Source organism: Streptococcus didelphis DSM 15616, assembly GCF_000380005.1.
Classification (GTDB): domain Bacteria; phylum Bacillota; class Bacilli; order Lactobacillales; family Streptococcaceae; genus Streptococcus; species Streptococcus didelphis.
In genome coordinates this window covers 24048-46366 of the sequence record NZ_KB904195.1, presented here as the reverse complement: position 1 = coordinate 46366, position 22319 = coordinate 24048, and the positions used below count along the sequence as shown (strand labels likewise).

The 22319-nt window shown below is 38.1% G+C and carries 21 protein-coding genes; 9 read left to right on the top strand and 12 right to left on the bottom strand.

What is annotated here, in order from left to right; translation table 11 throughout:
- Positions 1–271 precede the first annotated feature (271 nt).
- Positions 272–931, top strand: a complete 660-nt coding sequence (locus tag A3GU_RS0105590; protein WP_018366555.1) for a DUF1129 domain-containing protein — start codon at positions 272–274, stop codon at positions 929–931.
- A gap of 93 nt (positions 932–1024) precedes the next feature.
- Here the strand turns inward: A3GU_RS0105590 and rpsR are convergent, their stop codons facing one another.
- From rpsR to A3GU_RS0105565, 4 genes are all read right to left on the bottom strand, one after another.
- Positions 1025–1264 carry a 30S ribosomal protein S18 gene (rpsR, locus tag A3GU_RS0105585; RefSeq protein WP_002983142.1) on the bottom strand — a complete coding sequence of 80 codons (240 nt, stop codon included), beginning with the start codon at positions 1262–1264 and terminating at the stop codon, positions 1025–1027.
- Positions 1265–1399: 135 nt separating this feature from the next.
- A complete protein-coding gene (locus tag A3GU_RS0105580; RefSeq protein WP_018366554.1) occupies positions 1400–1891 on the bottom strand; it encodes a single-stranded DNA-binding protein in 492 nt (163 codons plus the stop codon).
- 23 nt (positions 1892–1914) lie between these two features.
- Positions 1915–2205 carry a 30S ribosomal protein S6 gene (gene rpsF / locus A3GU_RS0105575; protein ID WP_018366553.1) on the bottom strand — a complete coding sequence of 97 codons (291 nt, stop codon included), beginning with the start codon at positions 2203–2205 and terminating at the stop codon, positions 1915–1917.
- A gap of 192 nt (positions 2206–2397) precedes the next feature.
- Positions 2398–2730, bottom strand: coding sequence for a hypothetical protein (locus tag A3GU_RS0105565; protein ID WP_018366551.1), 333 nt, complete (start codon positions 2728–2730; stop codon positions 2398–2400).
- A 340-nt stretch (positions 2731–3070) separates the two neighbouring features.
- On the opposite strand from A3GU_RS0105565, the gene mutY reads away from it, so the two are divergent.
- Entirely contained in the window at positions 3071–4219 is a 1149-nt protein-coding gene (gene mutY / locus A3GU_RS0105560; RefSeq protein ID WP_026216459.1) for an A/G-specific adenine glycosylase, read from the top strand.
- Between the two features lie 28 nt (positions 4220–4247).
- Here mutY and trxA read toward each other — a convergent pair whose 3' ends face one another.
- The 4 genes from trxA to A3GU_RS0105540 all read right to left on the bottom strand — a co-directional run bounded on the left by trxA (position 4248) and on the right by A3GU_RS0105540 (position 7941).
- Positions 4248–4562, bottom strand: coding sequence for a thioredoxin (trxA, locus tag A3GU_RS0105555; RefSeq protein ID WP_018366549.1), 315 nt, complete (start codon positions 4560–4562; stop codon positions 4248–4250).
- A gap of 114 nt (positions 4563–4676) precedes the next feature.
- A complete protein-coding gene (locus A3GU_RS0105550) occupies positions 4677–7013 on the bottom strand; it encodes an endonuclease MutS2 (RefSeq protein ID WP_026216458.1) in 2337 nt (778 codons plus the stop codon).
- Positions 7014–7078: 65 nt separating this feature from the next.
- The gene (locus A3GU_RS0105545; protein ID WP_026216457.1) at positions 7079–7624 is read right to left on the bottom strand and encodes a CvpA family protein; all 546 of its coding nucleotides are present in this window, start codon (positions 7622–7624) and stop codon (positions 7079–7081) included.
- A 2-nt stretch (positions 7625–7626) separates the two neighbouring features.
- Complete coding sequence (locus tag A3GU_RS0105540; RefSeq protein ID WP_018366546.1) at positions 7627–7941, bottom strand: cell division protein ZapA; 315 nt, start codon at positions 7939–7941, stop codon at positions 7627–7629.
- A gap of 118 nt (positions 7942–8059) precedes the next feature.
- Between A3GU_RS0105540 and rnhC the strand changes: the two genes are divergently transcribed.
- From rnhC to A3GU_RS0105520, 4 genes are all read left to right on the top strand, one after another.
- Positions 8060–8968, top strand: coding sequence for a ribonuclease HIII (rnhC, locus tag A3GU_RS10225; RefSeq protein ID WP_018366545.1), 909 nt, complete (start codon positions 8060–8062; stop codon positions 8966–8968).
- A 9-nt stretch (positions 8969–8977) separates the two neighbouring features.
- Positions 8978–9568 (top strand): signal peptidase I, encoded by a 591-nt coding sequence (gene lepB, locus A3GU_RS10220; RefSeq protein ID WP_018366544.1) that lies wholly within the window; start codon positions 8978–8980, stop codon positions 9566–9568.
- Between the two features lie 61 nt (positions 9569–9629).
- Positions 9630–12041, top strand: coding sequence for an SF1B family DNA helicase RecD2 (recD2, locus tag A3GU_RS0105525; protein ID WP_018366543.1), 2412 nt, complete (start codon positions 9630–9632; stop codon positions 12039–12041).
- Between the two features lie 76 nt (positions 12042–12117).
- Entirely contained in the window at positions 12118–12588 is a 471-nt protein-coding gene (locus A3GU_RS0105520; protein ID WP_018366542.1) for a hypothetical protein, read from the top strand.
- A gap of 37 nt (positions 12589–12625) precedes the next feature.
- On the opposite strand, the gene dinB is transcribed toward A3GU_RS0105520, so the two are convergent.
- Positions 12626–13720, bottom strand: coding sequence for a DNA polymerase IV (dinB, locus tag A3GU_RS0105515; RefSeq protein WP_026216456.1), 1095 nt, complete (start codon positions 13718–13720; stop codon positions 12626–12628).
- A 208-nt stretch (positions 13721–13928) separates the two neighbouring features.
- Between dinB and pflB the strand changes: the two genes are divergently transcribed.
- Together pflB and A3GU_RS0105505 are read left to right on the top strand one after the other, a co-directional pair.
- On the top strand, positions 13929–16256 hold the full coding sequence (pflB, locus tag A3GU_RS0105510; protein WP_018366540.1) for a formate C-acetyltransferase: 2328 nt from the start codon (positions 13929–13931) through the stop codon (positions 16254–16256).
- A gap of 58 nt (positions 16257–16314) precedes the next feature.
- On the top strand, positions 16315–16752 hold the full coding sequence (locus A3GU_RS0105505; RefSeq protein WP_018366539.1) for a GNAT family N-acetyltransferase: 438 nt from the start codon (positions 16315–16317) through the stop codon (positions 16750–16752).
- A 210-nt stretch (positions 16753–16962) separates the two neighbouring features.
- On the opposite strand, the gene A3GU_RS0105500 is transcribed toward A3GU_RS0105505, so the two are convergent.
- From A3GU_RS0105500 to gla, 3 genes are all read right to left on the bottom strand, one after another.
- A complete protein-coding gene (locus A3GU_RS0105500) occupies positions 16963–17895 on the bottom strand; it encodes a serine hydrolase domain-containing protein (RefSeq protein WP_018366538.1) in 933 nt (310 codons plus the stop codon).
- Positions 17892–18644: a CppA family protein gene (locus A3GU_RS0105495; protein WP_018366537.1), complete on the bottom strand. Its 753-nt coding sequence runs from the start codon at positions 18642–18644 to the stop codon at positions 17892–17894. Before A3GU_RS0105495 ends, A3GU_RS0105500 begins: the two co-directional genes overlap by 4 nt.
- Before the next feature lie 174 nt (positions 18645–18818).
- Complete coding sequence (gla, locus tag A3GU_RS0105490; protein WP_018366536.1) at positions 18819–19664, bottom strand: aquaglyceroporin Gla; 846 nt, start codon at positions 19662–19664, stop codon at positions 18819–18821.
- A 251-nt stretch (positions 19665–19915) separates the two neighbouring features.
- Here gla and A3GU_RS0105485 point away from each other — a divergent pair, with 251 nt between their 5' ends.
- Positions 19916–22204 carry a Xaa-Pro dipeptidyl-peptidase gene (locus A3GU_RS0105485; RefSeq protein WP_018366535.1) on the top strand — a complete coding sequence of 763 codons (2289 nt, stop codon included), beginning with the start codon at positions 19916–19918 and terminating at the stop codon, positions 22202–22204.
- Positions 22205–22319: the final 115 nt, after the last annotated feature.

Here is a 22319-nt window from a genome sequence, read left to right as displayed (position 1 = left end):
TAACTCACTTACTAGCTGGAAAGTAAAGGATTAGTGACTTGACTTTTTCAGGTCCTAATTTCCTTGGGAGCTAAAGCAACTCATCATTCTACGGCAGTCTTTATATAGACTGCCTAACTCACTTACTAGCTGGAAAGTAAAGGATTAGTGACTTGACTTTTTCAAATCTTAATTGTTTACCTATTTTATTAACCGTAATCATATCATTAATGCATCTAGTTTTAAGAGTTTTTATTTTTTCTCTTAAAACCACTATTTCAAAGGAGATATAATGGACTTTCAAAATCTTACTAAAAAAAATCAGGAATTTGTTCACATCGCAACCAATCGTCTTATTCAAGATGGTAAAAGTGATTCTGAAATCAGGGCTATTCTGGAAGAATATCTTCCTAGTATTTTAGAAAAACAAGCTCAAGGTATTCCTGCACGTTCTTTTTTAGGCGCTCCAACTCTATGGGCAGCTTCCTTTTCTGAAAAAAATAAGAATGCTAAAGCCCCTGATAAGGAAAAAAATACCAATCCCTGGTTAATGTGGCTTGATACATCACTATTATTTATCGGACTAGTAGCTCTCATGACTGCAATGATGGCCTTCTTCAATACAAATGCACCTGTAACCGGCCTTACCTCAATTCTAGCTCTAGGTTTTGGTGGTGGCGCTTCAATGTACGCAACCTATTATTACATCTATCGCCATATGGGAGCTGACAAGAGTCAAAAACCAAGTTGGTTAAAATCTATCCTCGTTTTATCACTTGTTATGGTATTTTGGATGGCGCTTTACTATTCTGCCACAGCCTTTTTACCAGCAGCCTTAAATCCTCAACTACCACCTTTTGTCCTAAGTATCCTTGGTGGCGGAGCTCTCTTACTTCGTTATTATCTCCAAAAGAAATATAATGTTAAAAACGCACTTACAGCACGCCAATAAAATATAGTAAGCCACTACATCAAATAGTGGCTCTTTTTCATCCCTAGTAACTTTTTAGGGTAGTAAAAAGCAGCCCTAGGGACTGCCTTGATATTAGTCTTCGTTTACGTAAGGCATAAGAGCCATAACGCGAGCACGTTTAATTGCTGTTGTTACTTTACGTTGGTTTTTAGCTGAAGTTCCAGTTACACGACGAGGAAGGATTTTCCCACGTTCTGAAACAAAACGGCTTAAAAGTTCAGTGTCTTTGTAATCAACATATTCAATTTTATTAGCTGCGATGAAGTCAACTTTTTTACGGCGTTTGAATCCGCCACGACGTTGTTGAGCCATGTTTAATCTCCTTTATAGTATTCAAGATATAAATTTACCAATCTTAAGTAAAAAGAAATGAGAAGATTCAAGAAAATCCTGATTTCGTAAGCTTTTAGTAAATTTATTCATTTCCTTAAGTCCAATTCCCATTCCTTAGAATGGTAGATCATCATCTGAGATATCCATTGGGTTTGAGTTCCCAAACGGGCTTTCTTCACGACCAAAATTAGGTGTTTGTTGTGAAGGAGCTGAATAACTATTGTTAGCTGATGGATTGTTAAATCCACCGCCATTATATGAGTTAGAAGAGCCACCTTCACGTGTAGCACGGCTTTCCAACATTTGGAAATTGTCCGCAACCACTTCCGTTACATAAACACGTTGTCCTTGCTGATTTTCATAATTACGGGTCTGAATACGACCTGTAATCCCAACCAAAGCACCTTTTTTAGCCCAGTTAGCTAAATTTTCAGCAGGCTGACGCCAGATAACACAGTTAATGAAATCGGCTTCGCGTTCACCATTCTGGCTTTTAAAGGTACGGTTAACAGCAAGTGTAAAAGTAGCCACTGCTACTTGACTTGGTGTGTAACGAAGTTCTGCATCTTTGGTCATACGACCAACTAGTACTACATTATTAATCATAAACTACCTTCTTCTAAGTCTGATTAAGCGTCAAGTTTGACGATCATGTGACGAAGAATGTCACTGTTGATTTTTGAAAGACGGTCAAACTCGTTAAGAGCAACTGCATCTTCAGCTTCAAGAGTAACGATACGGTATAGTCCTTCGCGGAAATCATTGATTTCGTACGCAAGACGACGTTTTTCCCAATCTTTTGATTCAACGATTGTAGCACCGTTGTCAGTTAAGATAGAGTCAAAGCGTGATACCAAAGCATTTTTAGCTTCTTCTTCAATGTTTGGACGAATGATATAAAGAATTTCGTATTTAGCCATTGATATTTTCCTCCTTTTGGTCTAATGACCTAAACCATGAGGCTTAGGTAAGTGAGGTATGCTCACAGAACTTCATTATACCCTAAAAAAAGAGTAAAAGCAAGCATATTTCCTCTATCTTTTACAATTAAGCCTAAAAAGACAAAGCTCTTTTTGAAAGAAAAAGCCCAAGCTTCCACCTGACACTTTTGACTATAATAAACCCAAAAAATAGGCCGCTAAAAATATTTTCCAGAAATAAGCCACTGGAATATGGAGAAAGGCCAGAGCAATTCCTTCTTTAATCTGTGTTAAATAGCCATGGTACCATAAAGCACGATAACTAATACTAACAAAAGGAAGATAAAAAAGTAAGTAAAAACTCACATGCACTTCATTGGTAAAAACAGGAAAATAAAGGGTATAAATAAAAGCCAGGAGACTAAAAAAGACAAACTCACAAAAGACCCATATTTTGTCAAAATACGTCTTATATAAGAGTAAAATAAGAGCTATGTAACTAATCATAAGAGCCGATATCGTCATGTTATTTCTACCTTTCAAACCATGTTACATCAAAAACCTAAGCAATTTCACTAAATTTCTAATCATCTATCTGTTAGCCAAGCAGCTGCACCTACTGTTTCTCTATTATTAATAATAAAAAAAATAGGCTATAGCCAAATCGTATTTTTTTATTTTTCTAACTTTATTACTTTTTTATCATAATATGGAATACTTTATTTTTCAAGTCTCATAGCTCAAGGTCTTTAAAAAAAGAAAGTTGAAATTTCAAACAGTCTTCCTAAAACCTATTCCTATACCAAAAGAAACCTTTTAGAGACTTTTATTTTTCCAATAATATATTATTTGCTACAATAGTAGCATGACTGACTTTAAAACATTTGGTATCGACATGTGGGACCAAAACAAGATTCAAGATTTCCGTCGCACCTTACTCAACTGGTATGACCAAGAAAAACGCGATCTCCCTTGGAGACGAAGCAAGAACCCCTATCATATCTGGGTCTCTGAAATCATGCTCCAACAAACCCAGGTCCAAACCGTTATCCCCTACTATCACCGATTTTTAGAATGGTTTCCCTCTATTCAAGAATTAGCTTACGCTGACGAGGAGCGCCTGCTCAAAGCATGGGAAGGACTAGGTTACTATTCCCGCGTACGAAATATGCAAAAGGCTGCGCTTCAAATCATGACAGAGTTTGATGGGAGTTTCCCATCATCCCATCAAGATATCTCTAAATTAAAGGGAATCGGCCCTTATACAGCTGGCGCTATCGCTAGCATTGCTTTTGATTTACCTGAACCTGCTGTTGATGGGAACGTCATGCGGGTCATGGCACGTCTTTTTGAAGTTGATTATGATATTGCTGACCCTAAGAACCGTAACATTTTTCAGGCACTTATGGAGGAACTGATTGACCCAGATCGGCCTGGGGATTTCAACCAAGCACTTATGGATCTGGGCACTGATATCGAATCTGCTAAGAATCCTAAACCTGAGCAATCTCCAATCCGCTTTTTTTGCGCAGCTTATCTCCATGGAACCTATCATAAATATCCTATTAAGTTACCAAAGAAAAAACCGCGCCCGATTCAAATTCAAGCCTTTGTCATTAGAGATCAGGCTGGTCGTTTTTTATTGGAAAAAAATAATCAAGGCCGTTTGCTGGGTGGTTTTTGGTCCTTTCCTATCATGGAAACTGATTTTATCAGCCAGCAACTTGACCTTTTTCAGGAAGAAGACCTCGTTATGGAAACTATTTCTAAGTCTGATTTATTCCAGCAAGTCTATCAGATAAAGCCGACTTGGATTGATAGCTACATAGCTCCTGTCAAACATACCTTTAGCCATCAAAAATGGACAATCTCCTTAAAAGAAGGCCTTGTTAGAGAAAGTAAATTTACCTCTGAAAGGGAGCTCGCCTGGGTTAGTGAAGCTGATTTAGATAACTATCCAATGGCCACACCACAAAAAAAGATGCTAGAAGCCTATGCCAATAGAAAAAAATGAGTCCTCAGAGTAAGAGGGCTCATCTTTATTATGATAATTCGGCAACGATAGCCTTGATTTGATCCTTGGTATGTACTCCTGCTAGTTGTTTAACAACCTGTCCATCTTTTTTGAATAAAAGAGTTGGAATAGACATGATACCAAATTTTTGTGCTGTCTCTGGATTTTCATCGACATCAAGTTTAACAATTTTCAAATCATCTTCACTTAAATCTTCTGAAATCTGGTCTAAGATAGGTGCCTGCATCAGACATGGACCACACCAAGTTGCCCAAAAGTCAACCAAGACAAGACCTTCTTTTGTTTCTTCTTCAAATGTTGCGTCTGTAACATTATGTGCCATACTATTTCTCCATTTCTTCTAATTGTTAAGTTTATTTTAGGGGAAAAGCTCTGATAAAGCAAGAATCTGCTACGGCTTTCTATAACTAAAGGCATAATCTGTAAAGCCCTATTTTTAACCTAAGTTAGCAATCGTACAGCCTGAACCACCAGCATTTTGAGGGGCATAGCCAAAGCTTTTAACATGCTTATGTTTTCTAAGGTATTTTCCTACAGCTTCTCGGATAACGCCAGTTCCGATACCATGGATAATATCTACTTGACTCATATTGTTAACCAAGGCCTGATCAATAAAGGCATCTAATTCTTGCATGGCTTCTTCATAACGTTTGCCTCGTAAATCCAGACGGGCGCGAGGTCCATTAGCCTTAGATAGTTTCTTAACAAGGTGAGCCGTTTGCTTTTTGGGCTTTTGATTTTCTTCAACAAGCTTAACCAAGCTAAACTCATCTTCAGCTAAGGTCATTTTAATCAGACCAACCTGGGCTTCCCACTTATTGCCTTTGATTTGTTTCAGTAAGGTTCCACGCTGGCCATAGGCTGTGACAATAATATCATCACCCTCACGCGCTGCTCGCATCTTTTTAGACTTCTTAAGCACCTTGTTTTGAGACAGATCTTTTTCTGGAACTAACTTTTTCAAATTGGTTTTAGCTTGGATAATTTCATGAGGTTTTAATTCTGCCTTCTCATGAAGTTTACTTAAGATGACTTCACTTTCAGCTAGGGCTAAATCTACAATTTCTTGAGCTTCAAGACTGGCCTTTTCTATTTCCTTATCCTTAGCTTGTGAAAATTCATTATAAAGTTTTTTGACAGCACGATTAAATTTCAGGTTATCCTGCTCAACCTCTTTAATATGCTCTAAACGCCTTCTACCTTCTAGGGTTTGAACTTCTAACTCTTCAATAATACGGTTAACATCACTATCTGTATCTGTCATCTCTTGGGCCTGTTTAACAATTACTTCTGCTAAGCCCAAACGTTTTGCAATCTCAAAGGCATTTGAGCGACCAGGAACGCCCTGCATAAAGCGATAGGTAGGCTGTAAACTCTTATTATCAAATTCCATACTAGCATTTTCAACAAATGCTGTTTCAATACCATAGGCCTTTAGCTCAGGATAATGTGTTGTCGCCATGGTTTTAATATCTGTCAATCGCAAGTGTTCCAAGATAGCCATAGCTAGACTAGCCCCTTCTTGAGGGTCAGTCCCTGCACCTAGCTCATCAAATAAGACTAAGCTTTGGCTATCGGATTTGGCTAAAATATTAATAATATGGGTCATATGACTAGAAAAGGTTGACAGACTCTGCTCAATGGATTGTTCATCTCCAATATCAGCAAAAATCTGACTAAATACAGCTAGTTTAGAGCCCTTATCAGCTAAAATCGGCAACCCTGATTGCCCCATTAATTGTGCCAAACCAAGTGTCTTCAGCATGATAGTCTTTCCACCCGTATTAGGACCTGTAATAACAATAATTGTTAAGTCTTCATTGAAATACAAATCATTTGGAACTGGCTTTTCTAACAAGGGATGCCTTACATTTAACAAATGAAGACTTCTGTCCTGACTCATTTTCGGCAAAGAGGCTTGTCTATCTTGCTGGTACAAATACTTGGCCCTAACAAAATCTAAATGCCCTAAAAGCCAAGCATTATTAGCAAGTGCACGGCTATGAGGCTTGATTATCTGAGATAATTCTTTTAAGATTCGACTAAGCTCATGACGTTCATCTGCCTGTAGCTGTGTGATTTCTTCATTAATTTGAACCAAAGCTCTAGGTTCAATATAAACCGTTGTTCCAGAAGTTGAGATATCATGAACCACCCCTGGCACCCGATTACGAAAGGTATTTTTAACAGGCAAGACACTACGGCCATTACGACTGGCAACCAGATTTTCTACAAGATAATCACTATTTTTTTTGAGAATATCCTGTAAAATCTTCCGCACTTGATTTTCACTAATGGAAATCTGACGCCGAATGCTCTCTAAGCTTGAACTCGCAAAACTCTCAATAAAACCAGCATCATTAATAGCTTGAAGACTGCCTTGAAGTTTAGGAAAAGTCTCTATATTTTCAAATAAGGGTCTTAAAGCATCTAAATGAACATTTTCCAAGTCCTCATAAAAATAACCAACCTCTGTAGAAACCCTCAGAAGCTTCTTAATATCAAGGAGCTCACTAATATTCAAATCAGCTTCTAACTCTAACCGTCGCAAGCTCTCTGAAACATCCTTTAAACTTCCAATAGCAAACTGATGCCTTTCCACAAAAATAGAAGCCATTTCTTCTATCTCAGAAAAATAGTGACTTATTTTTTTACAATTGTCAGTTGGTTCTAGCAGTTGAAGTTCTTGTCTTCCCTGCTCAGTTTGTAGATAAGGGACAAACTGATCCTTAACCTTTTTAAATTCTAACTGTTCTAAAATCTTATTATTCATAGTTTTATTATACCCTAAATAAGGAAAAAAAGAAGAAAACAAAAGATCAGATAGCATGATCTGATCTAGACAATAGGTTTAACCCATAATTGGCGAATAAGAGTCGTTACTGGTGGACAATGCTCAATCAAGGTCCTTAGTAAAAAATGATCCTGCAGTTGATTTTGAATAACTGGCAAAGGAATCGTAGCTAATATGCTTAGACCCATTGATAAAAATACTAATAAAACAGTAAGTGCTAAAAAACCACTAATAAGGTTATAGACTAGTGTGTTAAAGTAGTTAATAGGCAATAAGTGAACCAAGACCCCTAGTAGTCGAAAAGCTAAATAGGCTAAACTAAAAATAGCAAAGAAAGCTATTCCTGCATAAAAAACCTGACTAAGATCAAAAAGGCTGACCTCCTTGAAAAAGGCCATATTAGCCCCTTCTGGGGGATTAGCATAAGGAACCCACAGGGATATTTTATGGGCTACATTTTGATAAAATTGCTTGGCAATCAAAAAAGACACAAGTGCCCCCAGTGAATAAAAGACCTGAAGAATAATGCCCCTATGGTAACCAATATAAAAATGCCATAAGAAAAGAAGGATAAGTATGAGTGAAATCATCATTATTCTCCGTCATTATCAGCATCAGCATTAATAGCTTTTTCTTGAATACCTACTAAGGTTTTCATCCTGAGTTCACTAATTTCTGCTTCTAGTTTTTCAACTGCTATTTCTCGACTTAATTGTGTTGATAAGGTATTGATTGCCATTAAAATAGCAACTGTTTCATTATCAGCTTCTGGCAACTTGTCTTTGATGGCATTGTACTTTTCTCTTGCTACCTGCTCGATTTCTTCCATAAAAAGATTATCTTTGTCGGTTGTCAATGTTAACGTTTTGTCACCAAAGGTAAATTTATAACGATTATTACTTTTCATAGGTTCACCTCAGTTAGCATTATACCTTAATTTCAGATATTCGTAAAATAACAAAATTTCAAGAAATAAGACGACCATCTTTTGCCATAGCTAGAATTTTTATGTTAAAATACTTTCTATGGAAACCATTGTTGTTAAAAATAATCCCAAACTCAAAAAAGAACTTATAAGCAAGTTAAAAACATATCAACTTGCCCCTAAAAATCCTTATCTGGAATTTGTGGCCAAATATCAAGGGACAACTATCAGCCTTTACAGCTCTGGAAAGCTTGTTTTCCAAGGTGGCAAAGCTTCACAAGTAGCTCAGGAACTAGGACATTATTCCCCTTCTGAGAATTCAGCCCCTCAAACAAAGTCCCAAGCACTCCCTCTGATAGGAAGTGACGAGGTAGGAAATGGTTCTTATTTTGGTGGCATTGCTGTTGTTGCTAGCTATGTAGAGCCTAAAGACCATGATTTCTTACGAAAACTAGGTGTTGGTGACTCAAAAACCCTTACTGACACCAAAATTAAGGAACTTGCCCCCATTTTAGAGAAAGCTATCAAACATAAGGCTCTGCTATTGTCCCCCCAAAAATACAATGAGATGGTCGGGAAAAACAAAGCTTATAATGCTGTTTCCATAAAGGTAGCCCTGCATAATCAAGCTATTTTTCTGCTTCTGCAAACAGGGGTTGAGCCTGAAAAAATTGTCATCGATGCCTTTACCAGTCAAGGTAATTACGAAAAACATCTGATTAAGGAAAAAAATCATTTTCCAAATCCCTTGACCTTTGTTGAAAAGGCTGAAGGACAGTATCTTGCTGTTGCAGTAAGTTCAATCATTGCCCGTAATCTTTTTCTTGAAAACCTCAAAAATTTGGGAGAAGAATTAGGCTACACACTACCAAGTGGAGCTGGTCAGGCATCTGACAAGGTAGCCAGCCACTTATTAGCAGCTTATGGCATATCTAGCTTGGACTACAGCGCCAAGTTACATTTTGCCAATACCCAAAAAGCACAAACCTTACTTAATTCAAAAAAATAAAGGAGCATTATGAAACAATTTATTAAAGAGTGGGGATTATTTATCCTGATTATGGCTCTTATTGGTTTATCTAGACTATTTATCTGGACTGCAGTCAGAGTAGACGGACACTCCATGGATCCCACATTAGCTCATGGCGAACGACTGATTACTTTAAAACATACTGCTATCAATCGTTTTGATATTGTAGTTGCTCAGGAAGAAGAAGCTGGTCATCGTAAAGAGATTGTTAAACGTGTCGTTGGCCTACCAGGCGATACCTTAACCTATAAAAATGACCAACTCTATATTAATGGCAAGTTAACCAAGGAAGCCTATTTACAAAAATACATAGCAGCCTTTAAAAAGGATAGATTAGAAGAGACATATTCCTATAATAGCCTCTTCCAAGAGCTGGCTAAGAGTGTAAATGCCTTTACAACAGACACTAACGGTCAAGTAGAATTCACTGTCAAGGTTCCTAAAGGAGAGTACTTCCTACTTGGTGATGACCGGATTGTCTCTCGAGACAGTCGCGAAGTTGGCCCCTTTAAGCGAGCTGACATCATCGGAGAAGTGAAATTCCGTTTTTGGCCAATAAAAAAGATTCATTCATTTTGAGTAAAAAACCTGCCTCCGGCAGGTTTTAAGCTAGCTATAGGAGAGGAGAGGGGGACAAGAGATGGAATATTATTTCACAGGGACCATTGATCGGATTATTTTCGAAAATGCCAGCAATTTTTTCAAGATTCTTTTAGTCCTAATTGATGATACTGACAGTGACATTGATGAGGCGGAAATTATTGTCACAGGAACCATGGCTGAAGTGATTGAAGGAGAAGACTATACTTTCTGGGGGCAATTAACCAAACACCCTAAGTATGGCCAGCAATTAAAACTCAGTCGTTACCAACGTTTAAAACCAAGTTCAGAAGGACTGATCAAGTATTTTTCCAGTGACCACTTTAAGGGAATCGGGAAAAAAACAGCTGAAAAAATTATCAAACTTTATGGCGACAATACCATTGATAAAATATTAGAAGACCCTAGCAAGCTAGCTAGCATCACTGGCTTTTCTGAAAGTAACCGACAGGCTTTTGTAAGTCGCCTCAAACTTAATTATGGTACTGAACAAATTATTGCTAAATTAGTAGCCCTAGGAATCTCCAATCGCTTTGCTTTTCAGATTGTTGATACCTATAAGGAAGATTCCTTAGACATTATTGAGTCCAACCCCTACCAGTTAGTTGAAGATATTCAAGGAATTGGCTTTAAGATAGCTGATAGTCTGGCCCAAGAAGTTGGAATTGAAAGCCACGCTCCGGAAAGGTTTCGAGCTGCGATTTTACATTCTTTATTGGAACAATCTATTAGCCAAGGCGATACCTATATTGAGGCTCGAGACCTGCTAGAAGCTGCCATCACCTTATTAGAGGAAGCTAGGCCTACAGCATGCGACCCTAGTCAGGTGGCTAATGAACTAGACCAATTAATCAGTCAAGGAAAAGTCTATAATGTTGATACCAAAATCTTTGATAGCAGTTTATACCAAGCTGAAGACGGCATTCAAAAAAATATCCTGCGCTTTCTAGATACGCCATTAGCCCATTCTTTTACAGATGAAAACCTTAATCAAGAAATCCAAGCCATCCAAGAAGAGCTTGGCATGACTTATGATAAGATTCAAAAACAAGCTATCCTAAAAGCTCTAACCAGCAAGGTCTTTATCCTGACTGGGGGACCTGGAACAGGGAAAACAACTGTTATCAGAGGGATTTTACAGGCCTATGCCAAGCTTCACAAGATTGACTTAACCAAAAGAGACATCCCTATTATTCTTGCAGCACCGACAGGCCGTGCTGCCCGCCGGATGAATGAATTAACAGGACTAGCTAGCGCTACTATTCATCGTCACTTAGGTTTAAATGGGGATAACGACTATCAAGCTCTTGAAGATTATCTAGACTGTGATTTACTCATTGTCGATGAGTTTTCCATGGTAGACACCTGGTTAGCTAATCAGTTATTAAGCTCCTTACCTTCAACTACTCAACTAATTATTGTCGGAGATAGTGATCAGCTCCCTTCTGTAGGACCAGGACAGGTTTTAGCTGACCTGCTAAGGGTTGATCAGATTCCTCATATTGCCCTTAAAAAAATTTTTAGACAATCTGCTGACTCGACCATTGTGGATTTGGCCAATCAAATGAAACAAGGGATTTTACCTGTTGATTTTAGGGATAAAAAGGCAGATCGTTCTTATTTTGAGGCCTTGCCCCAACAGATTCCTGATATGGTTAAAAAAATTGTTAGCAGTGCTATTAAAAGTGGTATCGCACAAGAGGAAATCCAGATACTTGCTCCTATGTATAAGGGACCTGCAGGTATCAATAGCCTTAATCAACTCATGCAAGAACTCTTAAATCCCTTATCTGATGGCAATGAATTTGTCTTTAATGATCTGCATTTTCGGTCTGGCGACAAGGTCTTACATCTCGTTAATGATCCCCAGCTCAATGTTTTTAACGGAGATATCGGCTATATTACAGACCTTATTCCTGCAAAATACACTGAATCTAAACAAGATGAAATCTGTATGGATTTTGAAGGTAGTGAGGTGATTTACCCTCGAAATGAATGGTCAAAAATTAGTCTAGCTTATGCTATGAGTATCCATAAATCACAAGGAAGTGAATTTCAAGTAGTTATTCTACCTATAACACGTCAAAGTGGCAGGCTTTTACAACGCAATCTCATCTATACAGCTATTACCCGCTCCAAGAGTAAACTTATCCTCTTAGGGCAATACCCTGCCTTTGAATTCGCTATAAATAATGAAGGAGACAATCGTAAGACCTATCTGTTACAACGCTTCCAGAAAGACCAAGCAGCGACCAAAGAAAGCGACTTCTCTAATAAATCAGCCCCTGATTTCACAAAAGATAGCCCGTCAAAAAATACCCCCTCACAAATTTCTGAGGACACTAGCCATTCTTCTTATCGCCTGACTTCTAAAAATCTTCTGACCATTGATCCCATGATTGGTATTCAGGAAGAGGACCTGCTAAAGTTTTTTAAGAAAGTCATCAAATAAGTCTACAATGTCAGATAATTTTATGTTACAATATCCTTGTACTAAACTAAAAATACAAGGTTCCAGGGAGGTTCTTATGATTTCATACGAAAAAGTGCGTCAGTCACTTAAAACACTCAACATTGTTATTATTGTTTTAAACGCTATAACAGTGGTCTTTGGTCTAATCGGTCTCGTTTCACTCTTTTTAGTTCGTGATAACGAAAATCTTAAAGCAACCATGACACCTGAAGCATACGCTGCTATTGAAAAGGCCTTGACACCCTTCTCACTCTTTATGACAATCATTGCCTTATTAATGACTGCTGCAATACTAGTCTTTGTTTTCATTAATCAAAAAAATATTCGTCAAAATGCAGAAATCAGCTACCTACCTTATTACCTAGGCTTTGGAGTTGTAGCTCTTAACATTATTTCTCAACTCCTAGTAGCACCATCAATCCTTAATATCCTAATTCAGTTAGCCTTTGTTGCACTCTACTTCTTCGCCTTCAAAAAAGCCAAAACCTTGAATGAAAAAGAAGAAGAAACTGAATTTGAAGCATAAAACTAAACAAGCTGTCCAATTAACCTTGGGCAGCTTGTTATATATCCAAAATAATATTCTGATTTTCCCCATTCAAGCCTGTCATAGTGACTCCCAACAATCTAATCCCTGCTGGATTTTCCTCTAAGCTATCATAGATATCACAGGCTACCTGATTAATTCTTTCAAAATCACGAGTATCATAATCTAAGCTAATTCTCTTAGTTAGGGTGGTAAAGTCTGAATACCTGACCTTCAAAATAACGATTTTACCCAGCTTGTCATTTTGGGCCATTATCTCTGAAACCCGTTTTGCATTCTTAGCAATTTCGGCCTTAATATCTTCATCCGTATAAAGTAGCTTAGCGTAGGTTCTCTCACTTCCTATTGATTTACGAATACGATTGGGCTTTACTTTGGAATGACTGACGCCTCTGGCTTTACGATATAAGTCAAAACCAAAACGTCCAAAATGATCTATCAAGGTCATCTCAGGTACTTTCAAGAGATCCTCTCCCTTGTAGACACCCATGTCATGTAATTTTTCGACAGATTTTTTCCCCACTCCGTGGAATTTTTCGATAGGGAGGTTAGATAAAAATGACAGGGCATCTTCTGGCAATACTAGCGTCAAGCCATATGGTTTTTCGAAATCACTGGCTAGTTTTGCTAGAAATTTATTATAGGAAACCCCTGCTGAACAGGTGAGATGTAATTCCTTCCATATATCATGTTGGATTAATTTAGCAATTTTTATAGCTGATTTTATGCCTAATTTATTCTCAGTAACATCTAAATAGGCCTCATCTATCGACATGGGTTCAAGAATATCGGTATAACGCTTAAAAATCTGCCTAACCTCCTGGCCGACTTGGCGATACTTTTGATAATTACCCGAAATAAAGATAGCTTGGGGGCATCTTTCATAGGCTTCCTTGGCACTCATTGCCGAATGCACACCAAATTCTCTTGCTTCATAACTACAGGTAGAAACCACCCCTCGACCACCACTTTCTCTGGGATCTTTGGCAATAATGACTGGCTTACCTTTTAATTTAGGGTTATCACGTACTTCCACAGCAGCAAAAAAAGCATCCATATCAATATGAATAATCTTGCGTGATGTATCATTAAGCAATGGAAAAATAAGCATAAGTACCCCCATACTTATTATACTCTTTAAGGCTATCAAAACCAAGTAAACATATTCTGATACAGTTTGTGACTGTTTCAACAAACTGTATTATAAAAGAATCTGTTATTTGTCAAGAAATTTGCTTGGGAAAACGTTTCCTGTGTGGTAAACTTAATATTGTAAATGTAACAGAGCACCCTGTTACTAGAATTTTAAGGAGATAATTATGGCAACTGTAAAAACTAACACAGATGTTTTTGAAAAAGCTTGGGAAGGCTTTAAAGGAACCGATTGGAAAGAAAAAGCTAGTGTATCACGCTTTGTTCAAGCTAACTACACACCATATGATGGCGATGAAAGCTTCTTAGCTGGAGCTACGGAACGTTCTTTAAAAATTAAAAAAATCATTGAAGATACAAAAGCTGAATATGAAGCTACTCGTTTCCCATTCGATACTCGTCCAACATCAATTGCCGGTATCCCTGCTGGATACATTGACAAGGAAAACGAACTCATTTATGGTATTCAAAACGATGAGTTGTTCAAATTAAACTTCATGCCAAAAGGCGGTATCCGCATGGCAGAAACTACCCTTAAAGAAAATGGCTATGAACCAGACCCAGCAGTACACGAAATCTTCACAAAATATGTAACAACTGTTAACGATGGTATCTTCCGTGCCTACACATCAAATATCCGTCGTGCTCGTCACGCCCACACTGTAACTGGTCTGCCAGATGCTTATTCACGTGGACGTATCATTGGTGTTTATGCTCGTCTTGCTCTTTATGGGGCTGACTACCTCATGCAAGAAAAAGTAAACGACTGGAATGCTATCACTGAAATTGACGAAGAATCAATCCGTCTTCGTGAAGAAATTAACCTTCAATACCAAGCACTTGGTGAAGTTGCTAAACTTGGTGATCTTTACGGTCTTGATGTACGTCGTCCAGCAGAAAACGTTAAAGAAGCTATCCAATGGGTAAATATTGCTTTCATGGCTGTATGTCGTGTTATCAATGGTGCTGCTACTTCTTTAGGTCGTGTCCCAATTGTTCTTGATATTTTCGCTGAACGTGACCTCGCTCGCGGAACCTTCACTGAATCAGAAATCCAAGAATTTGTTGATGACTTCGTCTTAAAACTTCGTACTGTTAAATTTGGTCGTACAAAAGCTTATGACGCTCTTTACTCAGGAGATCCTACCTTTATTACAACATCAATGGCAGGTATGGGTAATGATGGACGTCACCGTGTTACTAAAATGGATTACCGCTTCTTAAACACACTTGACAATATCGGTAACTCTCCAGAACCAAACCTAACTGTTCTTTGGACTGATAAACTTCCTGATGCTTTCCGCCGTTACTGTATGACAATGAGCCACAAACACTCTTCAATCCAATATGAAGGTGTAACGACAATGGCAAAAGAAGGCTATGGCGAAATGTCATGTATTTCTTGCTGTGTATCACCACTTGATCCAGAAAACGAAGACAAACGTCACAACATCCAATACTTTGGTGCCCGTGTTAACGTCCTTAAAGCATTACTTACAGGACTTAATGGTGGTTATGATGATGTTCACAGAGACTACAAAGTATTCAACGTTGTTGAACCAATCACTTCAGAAATCCTTGACTATGATGAAGTTATGGCTAACTTTGAAAAATCACTTGACTGGTTGACTGACACTTATGTAGATGCCCTTAATATCATCCACTACATGACTGATAAATATAACTACGAAGCAGTTCAAATGGCCTTCCTTCCAAGTCACCAACGGGCTAACATGGGATTTGGTATCTGTGGTTTCGCAAATACTGTCGACACCCTATCAGCTATTAAATATGCTACTGTTAAAACTATCCGTGATGAAAATGGCTACATCTATGACTATGAAGTAAGTGGTGATTTCCCTCGTTATGGTGAAGATGATGACCGTGTTGATAATATTGCTAAATGGTTGATGGAAGCTTACCACACTCGTCTTGCAAGCCACAAACTTTACAAGGATGCAGAAGCTTCAGTATCACTTCTTACTATTACATCAAACGTTGCTTACTCTAAACAAACTGGTAACTCTCCAGTTCACCGTGGCGTATTCCTTAACGAAGATGGCTCTGTAAATACTAGCCAAGTAGAATTCTTCTCACCAGGTGCTAACCCATCTAACAAAGCTAAAGGTGGTTGGTTACAAAACCTTAACTCACTTGCAAAACTTGAATTCTCACATGCTAACGACGGTATTTCATTAACAACCCAAGTATCACCTCGTGCGCTTGGTAAAACATTTGATGAACAAGTCAATAACCTAGTAACAGTCCTTGATGGTTACTTTGAAAATGGTGGCCAACACGTTAACTTAAACGTTATGGACCTTAATGACGTCTATGACAAGATTATGTCAGGCGAAGACGTTATCGTTCGTATCTCTGGTTACTGTGTAAATACTAAATACCTTACACCAGAACAAAAACAAGAATTAACACAACGTGTCTTCCACGAAGTTCTTTCTATGGATGACGCTGCACAAGCCGTTTCAAACAAATAATGCCTCTAAAAGAAACATTGTCCATTGACAATGTTTCTTTTTTGGTTAAAATAGATTTATGATTATCAAACAGACCCGTAATACCTTAGCTAAAACCTATCTAGATGCTCTTAAAATTCGGCAAACTGTATTTGTAAAAGAACAGGGAGTTCCCTCCTCATTAGAAATTGATAAGGATGAGGCACACTGTCTATATTTTACAGTCTACGATGATATAGGAAATCCCTGTGCTACTTGCCGACTTCTTTTTAGCAAGGACAACCAATCAGCCACCTTGCAGCGGATGGCCGTTCTTGAAGCCTATCGTGGAGACAAGATTGGACAGACCCTTATAGGATATGTTATGGACTATGCAGGCCTTCAGGGGGTTCAAAAAATTCAACTCCACGCGCAACTCAGTGCCCAAAGCTTCTATGCCAAACTTGGCTTTCTACCCCATGGCCAAATATTTTCCGAGGCTGGTATTGACCATATCACTATGGAAAAAGCCCTCTAAAGTAAAATTCCTAAAAAATAGAAAACCCTTAAACATTTAATACTTGAGAAATTTTGTAGGAAAAATAATAATTAAACTCTTAAAAACCTTATGATTATAACGTTTTTAGGGATTTTTTATTTTTAAACAAAAAGAAAAGATTGAAGAAAAGTGTCCCAAATAGACCTTTCTCCAATCTGGGCTATAGAAAGATTTCTATAGCTTTTTTACTTAACTTTCTTCTAATACCTGACCTATAAGATTTGTCAACTGGCTGCGCTCTGAAATCCACAAACTCCTCTCATCCCTTTCATAGGTACGATTAGTAAGGAATATAGCAGCCTTTTGAGCCTTTTTATTAAGCATTATAAAAGGACCTGTATAGCCAGTATGGTCAATCCAGTCTCCTTTCAAATCCCAAGCAAGCGAGCGCTCCTTGTCGATTTGACTGTAGTTCTGAAAAAGATTATCTGAAAAGTCATTCTTGAGATAATGATCTACAAAAAGCTCCAAATCCTTAAGGGTAGAAAAAAGCCCCGCTGACCCTGTATGTTCCTTAAGAACCCGAGCCTTGGGATCATGAACCAGACCATCCAAAAGGCCCCTAAGCGTGGGAACAGCACCCTTTCTTGGCCCGTAGGAAGTCTCCCTCATCCCAAAAGGTGTAAAAATAACATCTTCAAACAAAAGATCTAACGACTGACCAAACATCTCTTCCAACATAAAACCCAATAAGATAAAATTAACATCAGTGTACTTAAAAGACTTATCCTCTTCAACCCTTAAATGATTCATAGCTTCTTTTAATTGCTGAGCACCTAAGCTATTTCTATCTGGGATAAAGGGATCAATGCCACTAGTGTGCGTTAAAAGCTGCCGCACAGTAACATACCTGTCTTTAAAGCTAGGGTAGTAATGGGTCAATGGCATATCCAGCTCTAAAGCTCCGCTATTTACCAAAAAAATACACAGCGTCCCCACACCAAGCACCTTAGACACACTGGCTAAATCATAGACCAAGCCCTCTCTAACAGGTTGAGTACCATCAATAGTACCCAGATAATACTCTTGCCATTTACCAGACTGAAAAAGGGCTAAGCTAGCCCCGTGGTATAAGCCTTTTTCAAGCTGTTGGTGAATCAAGTCAAAGATGCTAGACATCATTTCATAAACCAGATTTCTATATTACTCAAATCAGAAAGAACCAAGATTGTTTCCTTTTTATCTAGGTAAATTTCCTGCCCTTTTTCTTCAAGCCTCACCTTTAACTCTGCCAAATCATAATCTTTTGGTACAAGCACTTCAAGGATTTCAAGGTCCCAAGTCATATGAGGAGCTATAGCTAAGTCAGGTCCTTGTGCTTGAATAAAATCCAGCTCAAGAGGAAATTCCTTGTCAAATAAATCTTGGTAAAAATTTCTAGCCTTATCTTGATCTGAAACATTTAAGCTTATTTTTTCAAAAGTAAAATCTGGCAAGCCTAAAAAATCAGCTTCAGCTTCTAGTTCTGGTAAATCAGTAACTTCTAATTGTGCTACGTCATCCTCAGCGTGTAATAAGAAACAATCGCCTTCTGGCGAGGTCACTTGATAAGCATAACCCTTTTTACCAATAAATACTGTGTCTGCTTGCGCTCCATGAGCCAGTAATTGTTCAATAGCCCAGGGACTGCTTGTTTTGACTATGATAGTGTTTACTTTTTTAGGTCCTTCAACGGCGCGTGTTCTAGTAGCTGGTGATTCTTCAATGACAAAACGTTCTTTTTTGGCTTCACATGAAGTAAAAACAGCAATAGCATTTTCTTCATAGACCAGTTTAAACCCTAAACTTTTTTGATAAAAGTCAATATTCAGTTGACGATTATTAACACGCAATACTGGGGTACCAAAGACCGCATCTTTTAATAAAGTCATGTTTTCCTCCTAATTCTCTGTTATTATAGACAAAATTACAGGATTTGACAAGAAATTATAGGTTCCAAAAGTGATTTTTCTAAGTATACACTAACCCTATCTATCCCCACCAATCTCTACAAAAAGGTACCCACCTTCCCCAATCAAAGCAAAAAAGGCCCTAAAGCCTTCTTTTTATAAATAAATAAACTTAAACAATGCAACTGCAACAATAGCAGCAACTATTGGGCTAACAACTGGTACCCAAGCATACCACCATTTTGAATCACTCTTAGCTGAACCAAGAACTGATTTTGGAAGTAAGTGATGCACCAAGCGAGGACCAAGGTCACGCGCTGGATTGAGACCAGGACCAGTAGGACCTCCAAGTGAAGCCACCAGTGCCATTACAAGAAAACCGATTCCTAAGTGAGCCACAGCAATTGAACCTGTTACAAAGGGGGCGATCTGAGTTGCAGCCGTTGTTTGGTCATAACCTGCCTTAATTAGTTGCCCAACAAGTTCTACCCCAAAATAATTCTTTGTTAAAGCTAATGCGCCAAAGAATAAAACAAATGAACCAACAAATTCATTTAAGAAACCGTTGATGTAGGAAGCCTTGCGACTTTCTTTTGTACCATTGTCAAGAGCTGATATTGTTGAAAATGATCCCAAAATATGATTTGGATTTTCTGTTTTAGCAAAGTATGGTTGGTAAACTCCTACCACAATAAGCTGTCCAAACATTGCTCCTAAAAACTGTGCAAGAATATATTGTAAAACATGTGCCCAAGGAAAGAGCCCTGACACTGCCAAACCTAATGTAAATGCTGGATTGATATGGTTACCAGATACATTACCAAACATTAAAGCTGGCATCATAACTCCTAAACCATATCCAATTGCAATAATAATCCAGCCTGAATTATTACCCTTTGTTCCCTTTAAATCAACGTTAGCAACAGCACCATTTCCTAAAATAATTAAAAAGGCAGTTGCAATAAATTCTGTGATGTACTTCACAGCCCATGTTATTTCCATGTGTCCTCATTTCCTCCAAGTATTTTTAATTGTACTAGCTACCATTCTATCAAGGATGATAAGTATTGTAAAGCTAATCACCAAACAAAAGTCATAAAAAACTTCTGCTTTTAATGAAAATAGAATATAAGTTCCTTCAATGGTATAATAGACATACTAGTATCAAAAAGTAGCTACAGACTATCTTTATTAAGCAAAATAGTCTGCTTAATTCCTATATAGTATTTCCTAATCATTAGAAAGAGGCTCCTATGCGCTACAATCAATTCAGTTATATCCCAACAAGTCCAAAAAAAGCCCTAGAAGAATTACAAACACTTGGTTTTCCCTTATCGCTTGATTTGTCAGAAAAAGCTAACCTCCACACCTTTCTAGGCCAGATCCTTAAAAACCATCCCGATACAGCTTATCCCCTTAGCCTTTGGCTTGCTAGTCAAGACAGAGATGCCCTAAGCTTCTTTCAATCAGACCTTCCTTTAACAGAGGAAATTTTTTACTTATTAGCTCTACAAGTCCTAGAATTTGTTCCACAGGTTGACTTTAGTAATCCCAAAGAATTCCTTGAAAATATCGCTTTTCCTATTACCTATGGCAATATTTTTCAAAACCTACACCAACTCCTAGCAAGTCGTACCAAAACAGGAAATACCCTGATTGATAAACTAGTATCTCAAGGCCTATTACCTATAGATAATGACTATCACTACTTCAATGGAAAAGCTCTAGCTACCTTTGATACTAATAATTTAATCCGAGAAGTTGTCTATGTCCAAGCTCCTGTAGATACCGACCAAGATGGCCAGCTAGACTTAATAAAAGTTAATATCATCAGACCTCATACAATTCACAAAATTCCAACCATGATGACAGCTAGCCCCTATCATCAAGGTGTCAATGAAGTTGCTAATGACAAGAAACTTCATGATATGAAGCAAAGCTTAAAAGTAAAGGCATCCAGACATATCAAGGTGGAAACCAAGAAAATAACAAGATTAGAAAGTAAACCCAAAGACCTCGCTACACTTCCTAGTCAAGAAAGCTTTTCTTACATTCCTTCCTACACCCTAAACGACTACTTCCTAGCACGCGGTTTTGCTAATATCTATGTATCAGGTGTGGGGACAGCAGGTTCAGATGGCTTTATGACCTCTGGTGATTACCTGCAAATCGAAAGCTTCAAGGCAGTTATTGATTGGTTGAATGGCAGAGCCCTAGCCTTTACAAGTCATAAAAGAGAGGCCTATGTCAAAGCTGATTGGTCCAATGGTTTAGTAGCTACAACAGGAAAATCTTATCTAGGTACCATGTCAACTGGTCTAGCTACTACTGGTGTTGAGGGCTTAGAAGTCATCATCGCAGAAGCTGCTATCTCATCATGGTACGACTACTACCGTGAAAACGGTCTAATCTGTAGCCCTGGTGGCTATCCTGGCGAGGACCTAGACGTCTTAACAGAACTAACCTATTCTCGCTCCCTGCTTGCTGGAGATTATCTAAGACAAAAAGACAAGTATCATTCCTTATTAGACCAACAATCTCAGGATATTGACCGCAATAGTGGCGACTATAACCAATACTGGCATGACCGCAACTATCTTCCCCATGCCGACAAGGTCAAATGTCAACTGGTCTTTACCCATGGTCTACAAGATTGGAATGTTAAACCAAATCATGTCTATAAGATCCTTAAAGCCTTACCTGATAGTCTTCAAACCCATGCCTTTTTGCACCATGGACAACATGTCTACATGCACAACTGGCAGTCCATTGATTTTAGGGAATCCATGAATGCCCTTCTCTGCCAAAAATTATTAGGACAAGCTAATGGATACCAACTTCCTTCTATTATATGGCAAGATAACCAAGTAGAACAAAATTGGAAAGTATTAGATTACTTTGGTAGCCAAAAAGAGCTCAATTTAGCCCTTGGTAGTGGCCAAAAAACCATTGACAATCACTACAGTGCCCAAGATTTCCAAGCCTACAACCAAGATTTTAATCTTTTTAAAACTGACCTCTACCAAGCCAAGACACCTCAAATTCACCTTGATATGACACTTGACAAGCATTTACCAATCAATGGACAAATTAAGCTTGAGCTTTGCTTAAAATCATCTACAAATAAGGGCATCTTGTCTGCTCAGCTATTAGACTACAAAAAGAAAAAACGTTTTGCAGACACTCCTGCTACTCTTGACTTGAAAACAATTGACAATGGGCAAAACTTTTCCCGTGAGGATCTTAAGGAACTTCCTTATAAGCTGTCTGATCATCGCCTTATTACAAAAGGCTTTATCAACCTTCAAAATAGAAATGACTTACTTACTATTGAAACAATTGAAGCCCACCAATGGATGACCTTTACCTTAACTTTACAGCCAAGCATTTACCAGCTGGAAAAAGGAGATCACTTGCGTCTCATTCTTTATACAACCGACTTTGAACACACCATCCGTGATAATAGTGAGTATCACTTAAGCATTGACCTAGATAAGTCCAGACTTATACTCCCTCTTGACGAGACAATGTTAAGCAAATAATCCTCTACACAATCAAAGAGAGCCAGTTCTTACAAGCTGACTCTCTTTTTCTTCTCACGTCCCCTAAAAAACGGATAATCTCATGACTCTAAATGCGTAACCTTAACTAAAGAGA

What these genes read in the sequence shown, in the direction of transcription:
- A3GU_RS0105590 (WP_018366555.1), top strand. Translation starts at nt 272, where the DNA reads ATGGACTTTCAAAATCTTACTAAAAAAAATCAGGAATTTGTTCACATC.
- rpsR (WP_002983142.1), bottom strand. Translation starts at nt 1,264, where the DNA reads ATGGCTCAACAACGTCGTGGCGGATTCAAACGCCGTAAAAAAGTTGAC.
- A3GU_RS0105580 (WP_018366554.1), bottom strand. Translation starts at nt 1,891, where the DNA reads ATGATTAATAATGTAGTACTAGTTGGTCGTATGACCAAAGATGCAGAA.
- rpsF (WP_018366553.1), bottom strand. Translation starts at nt 2,205, where the DNA reads ATGGCTAAATACGAAATTCTTTATATCATTCGTCCAAACATTGAAGAA.
- A3GU_RS0105565 (WP_018366551.1), bottom strand. Translation starts at nt 2,730, where the DNA reads ATGACGATATCGGCTCTTATGATTAGTTACATAGCTCTTATTTTACTC.
- mutY (WP_026216459.1), top strand. Translation starts at nt 3,071, where the DNA reads ATGACTGACTTTAAAACATTTGGTATCGACATGTGGGACCAAAACAAG.
- trxA (WP_018366549.1), bottom strand. Translation starts at nt 4,562, where the DNA reads ATGGCACATAATGTTACAGACGCAACATTTGAAGAAGAAACAAAAGAA.
- A3GU_RS0105550 (WP_026216458.1), bottom strand. Translation starts at nt 7,013, where the DNA reads ATGAATAATAAGATTTTAGAACAGTTAGAATTTAAAAAGGTTAAGGAT.
- A3GU_RS0105545 (WP_026216457.1), bottom strand. Translation starts at nt 7,624, where the DNA reads ATGATTTCACTCATACTTATCCTTCTTTTCTTATGGCATTTTTATATT.
- A3GU_RS0105540 (WP_018366546.1), bottom strand. Translation starts at nt 7,941, where the DNA reads ATGAAAAGTAATAATCGTTATAAATTTACCTTTGGTGACAAAACGTTA.
- rnhC (WP_018366545.1), top strand. Translation starts at nt 8,060, where the DNA reads ATGGAAACCATTGTTGTTAAAAATAATCCCAAACTCAAAAAAGAACTT.
- lepB (WP_018366544.1), top strand. Translation starts at nt 8,978, where the DNA reads ATGAAACAATTTATTAAAGAGTGGGGATTATTTATCCTGATTATGGCT.
- recD2 (WP_018366543.1), top strand. Translation starts at nt 9,630, where the DNA reads ATGGAATATTATTTCACAGGGACCATTGATCGGATTATTTTCGAAAAT.
- A3GU_RS0105520 (WP_018366542.1), top strand. Translation starts at nt 12,118, where the DNA reads ATGATTTCATACGAAAAAGTGCGTCAGTCACTTAAAACACTCAACATT.
- dinB (WP_026216456.1), bottom strand. Translation starts at nt 13,720, where the DNA reads ATGCTTATTTTTCCATTGCTTAATGATACATCACGCAAGATTATTCAT.
- pflB (WP_018366540.1), top strand. Translation starts at nt 13,929, where the DNA reads ATGGCAACTGTAAAAACTAACACAGATGTTTTTGAAAAAGCTTGGGAA.
- A3GU_RS0105505 (WP_018366539.1), top strand. Translation starts at nt 16,315, where the DNA reads ATGATTATCAAACAGACCCGTAATACCTTAGCTAAAACCTATCTAGAT.
- A3GU_RS0105500 (WP_018366538.1), bottom strand. Translation starts at nt 17,895, where the DNA reads ATGATGTCTAGCATCTTTGACTTGATTCACCAACAGCTTGAAAAAGGC.
- A3GU_RS0105495 (WP_018366537.1), bottom strand. Translation starts at nt 18,644, where the DNA reads ATGACTTTATTAAAAGATGCGGTCTTTGGTACCCCAGTATTGCGTGTT.
- gla (WP_018366536.1), bottom strand. Translation starts at nt 19,664, where the DNA reads ATGGAAATAACATGGGCTGTGAAGTACATCACAGAATTTATTGCAACT.
- A3GU_RS0105485 (WP_018366535.1), top strand. Translation starts at nt 19,916, where the DNA reads ATGCGCTACAATCAATTCAGTTATATCCCAACAAGTCCAAAAAAAGCC.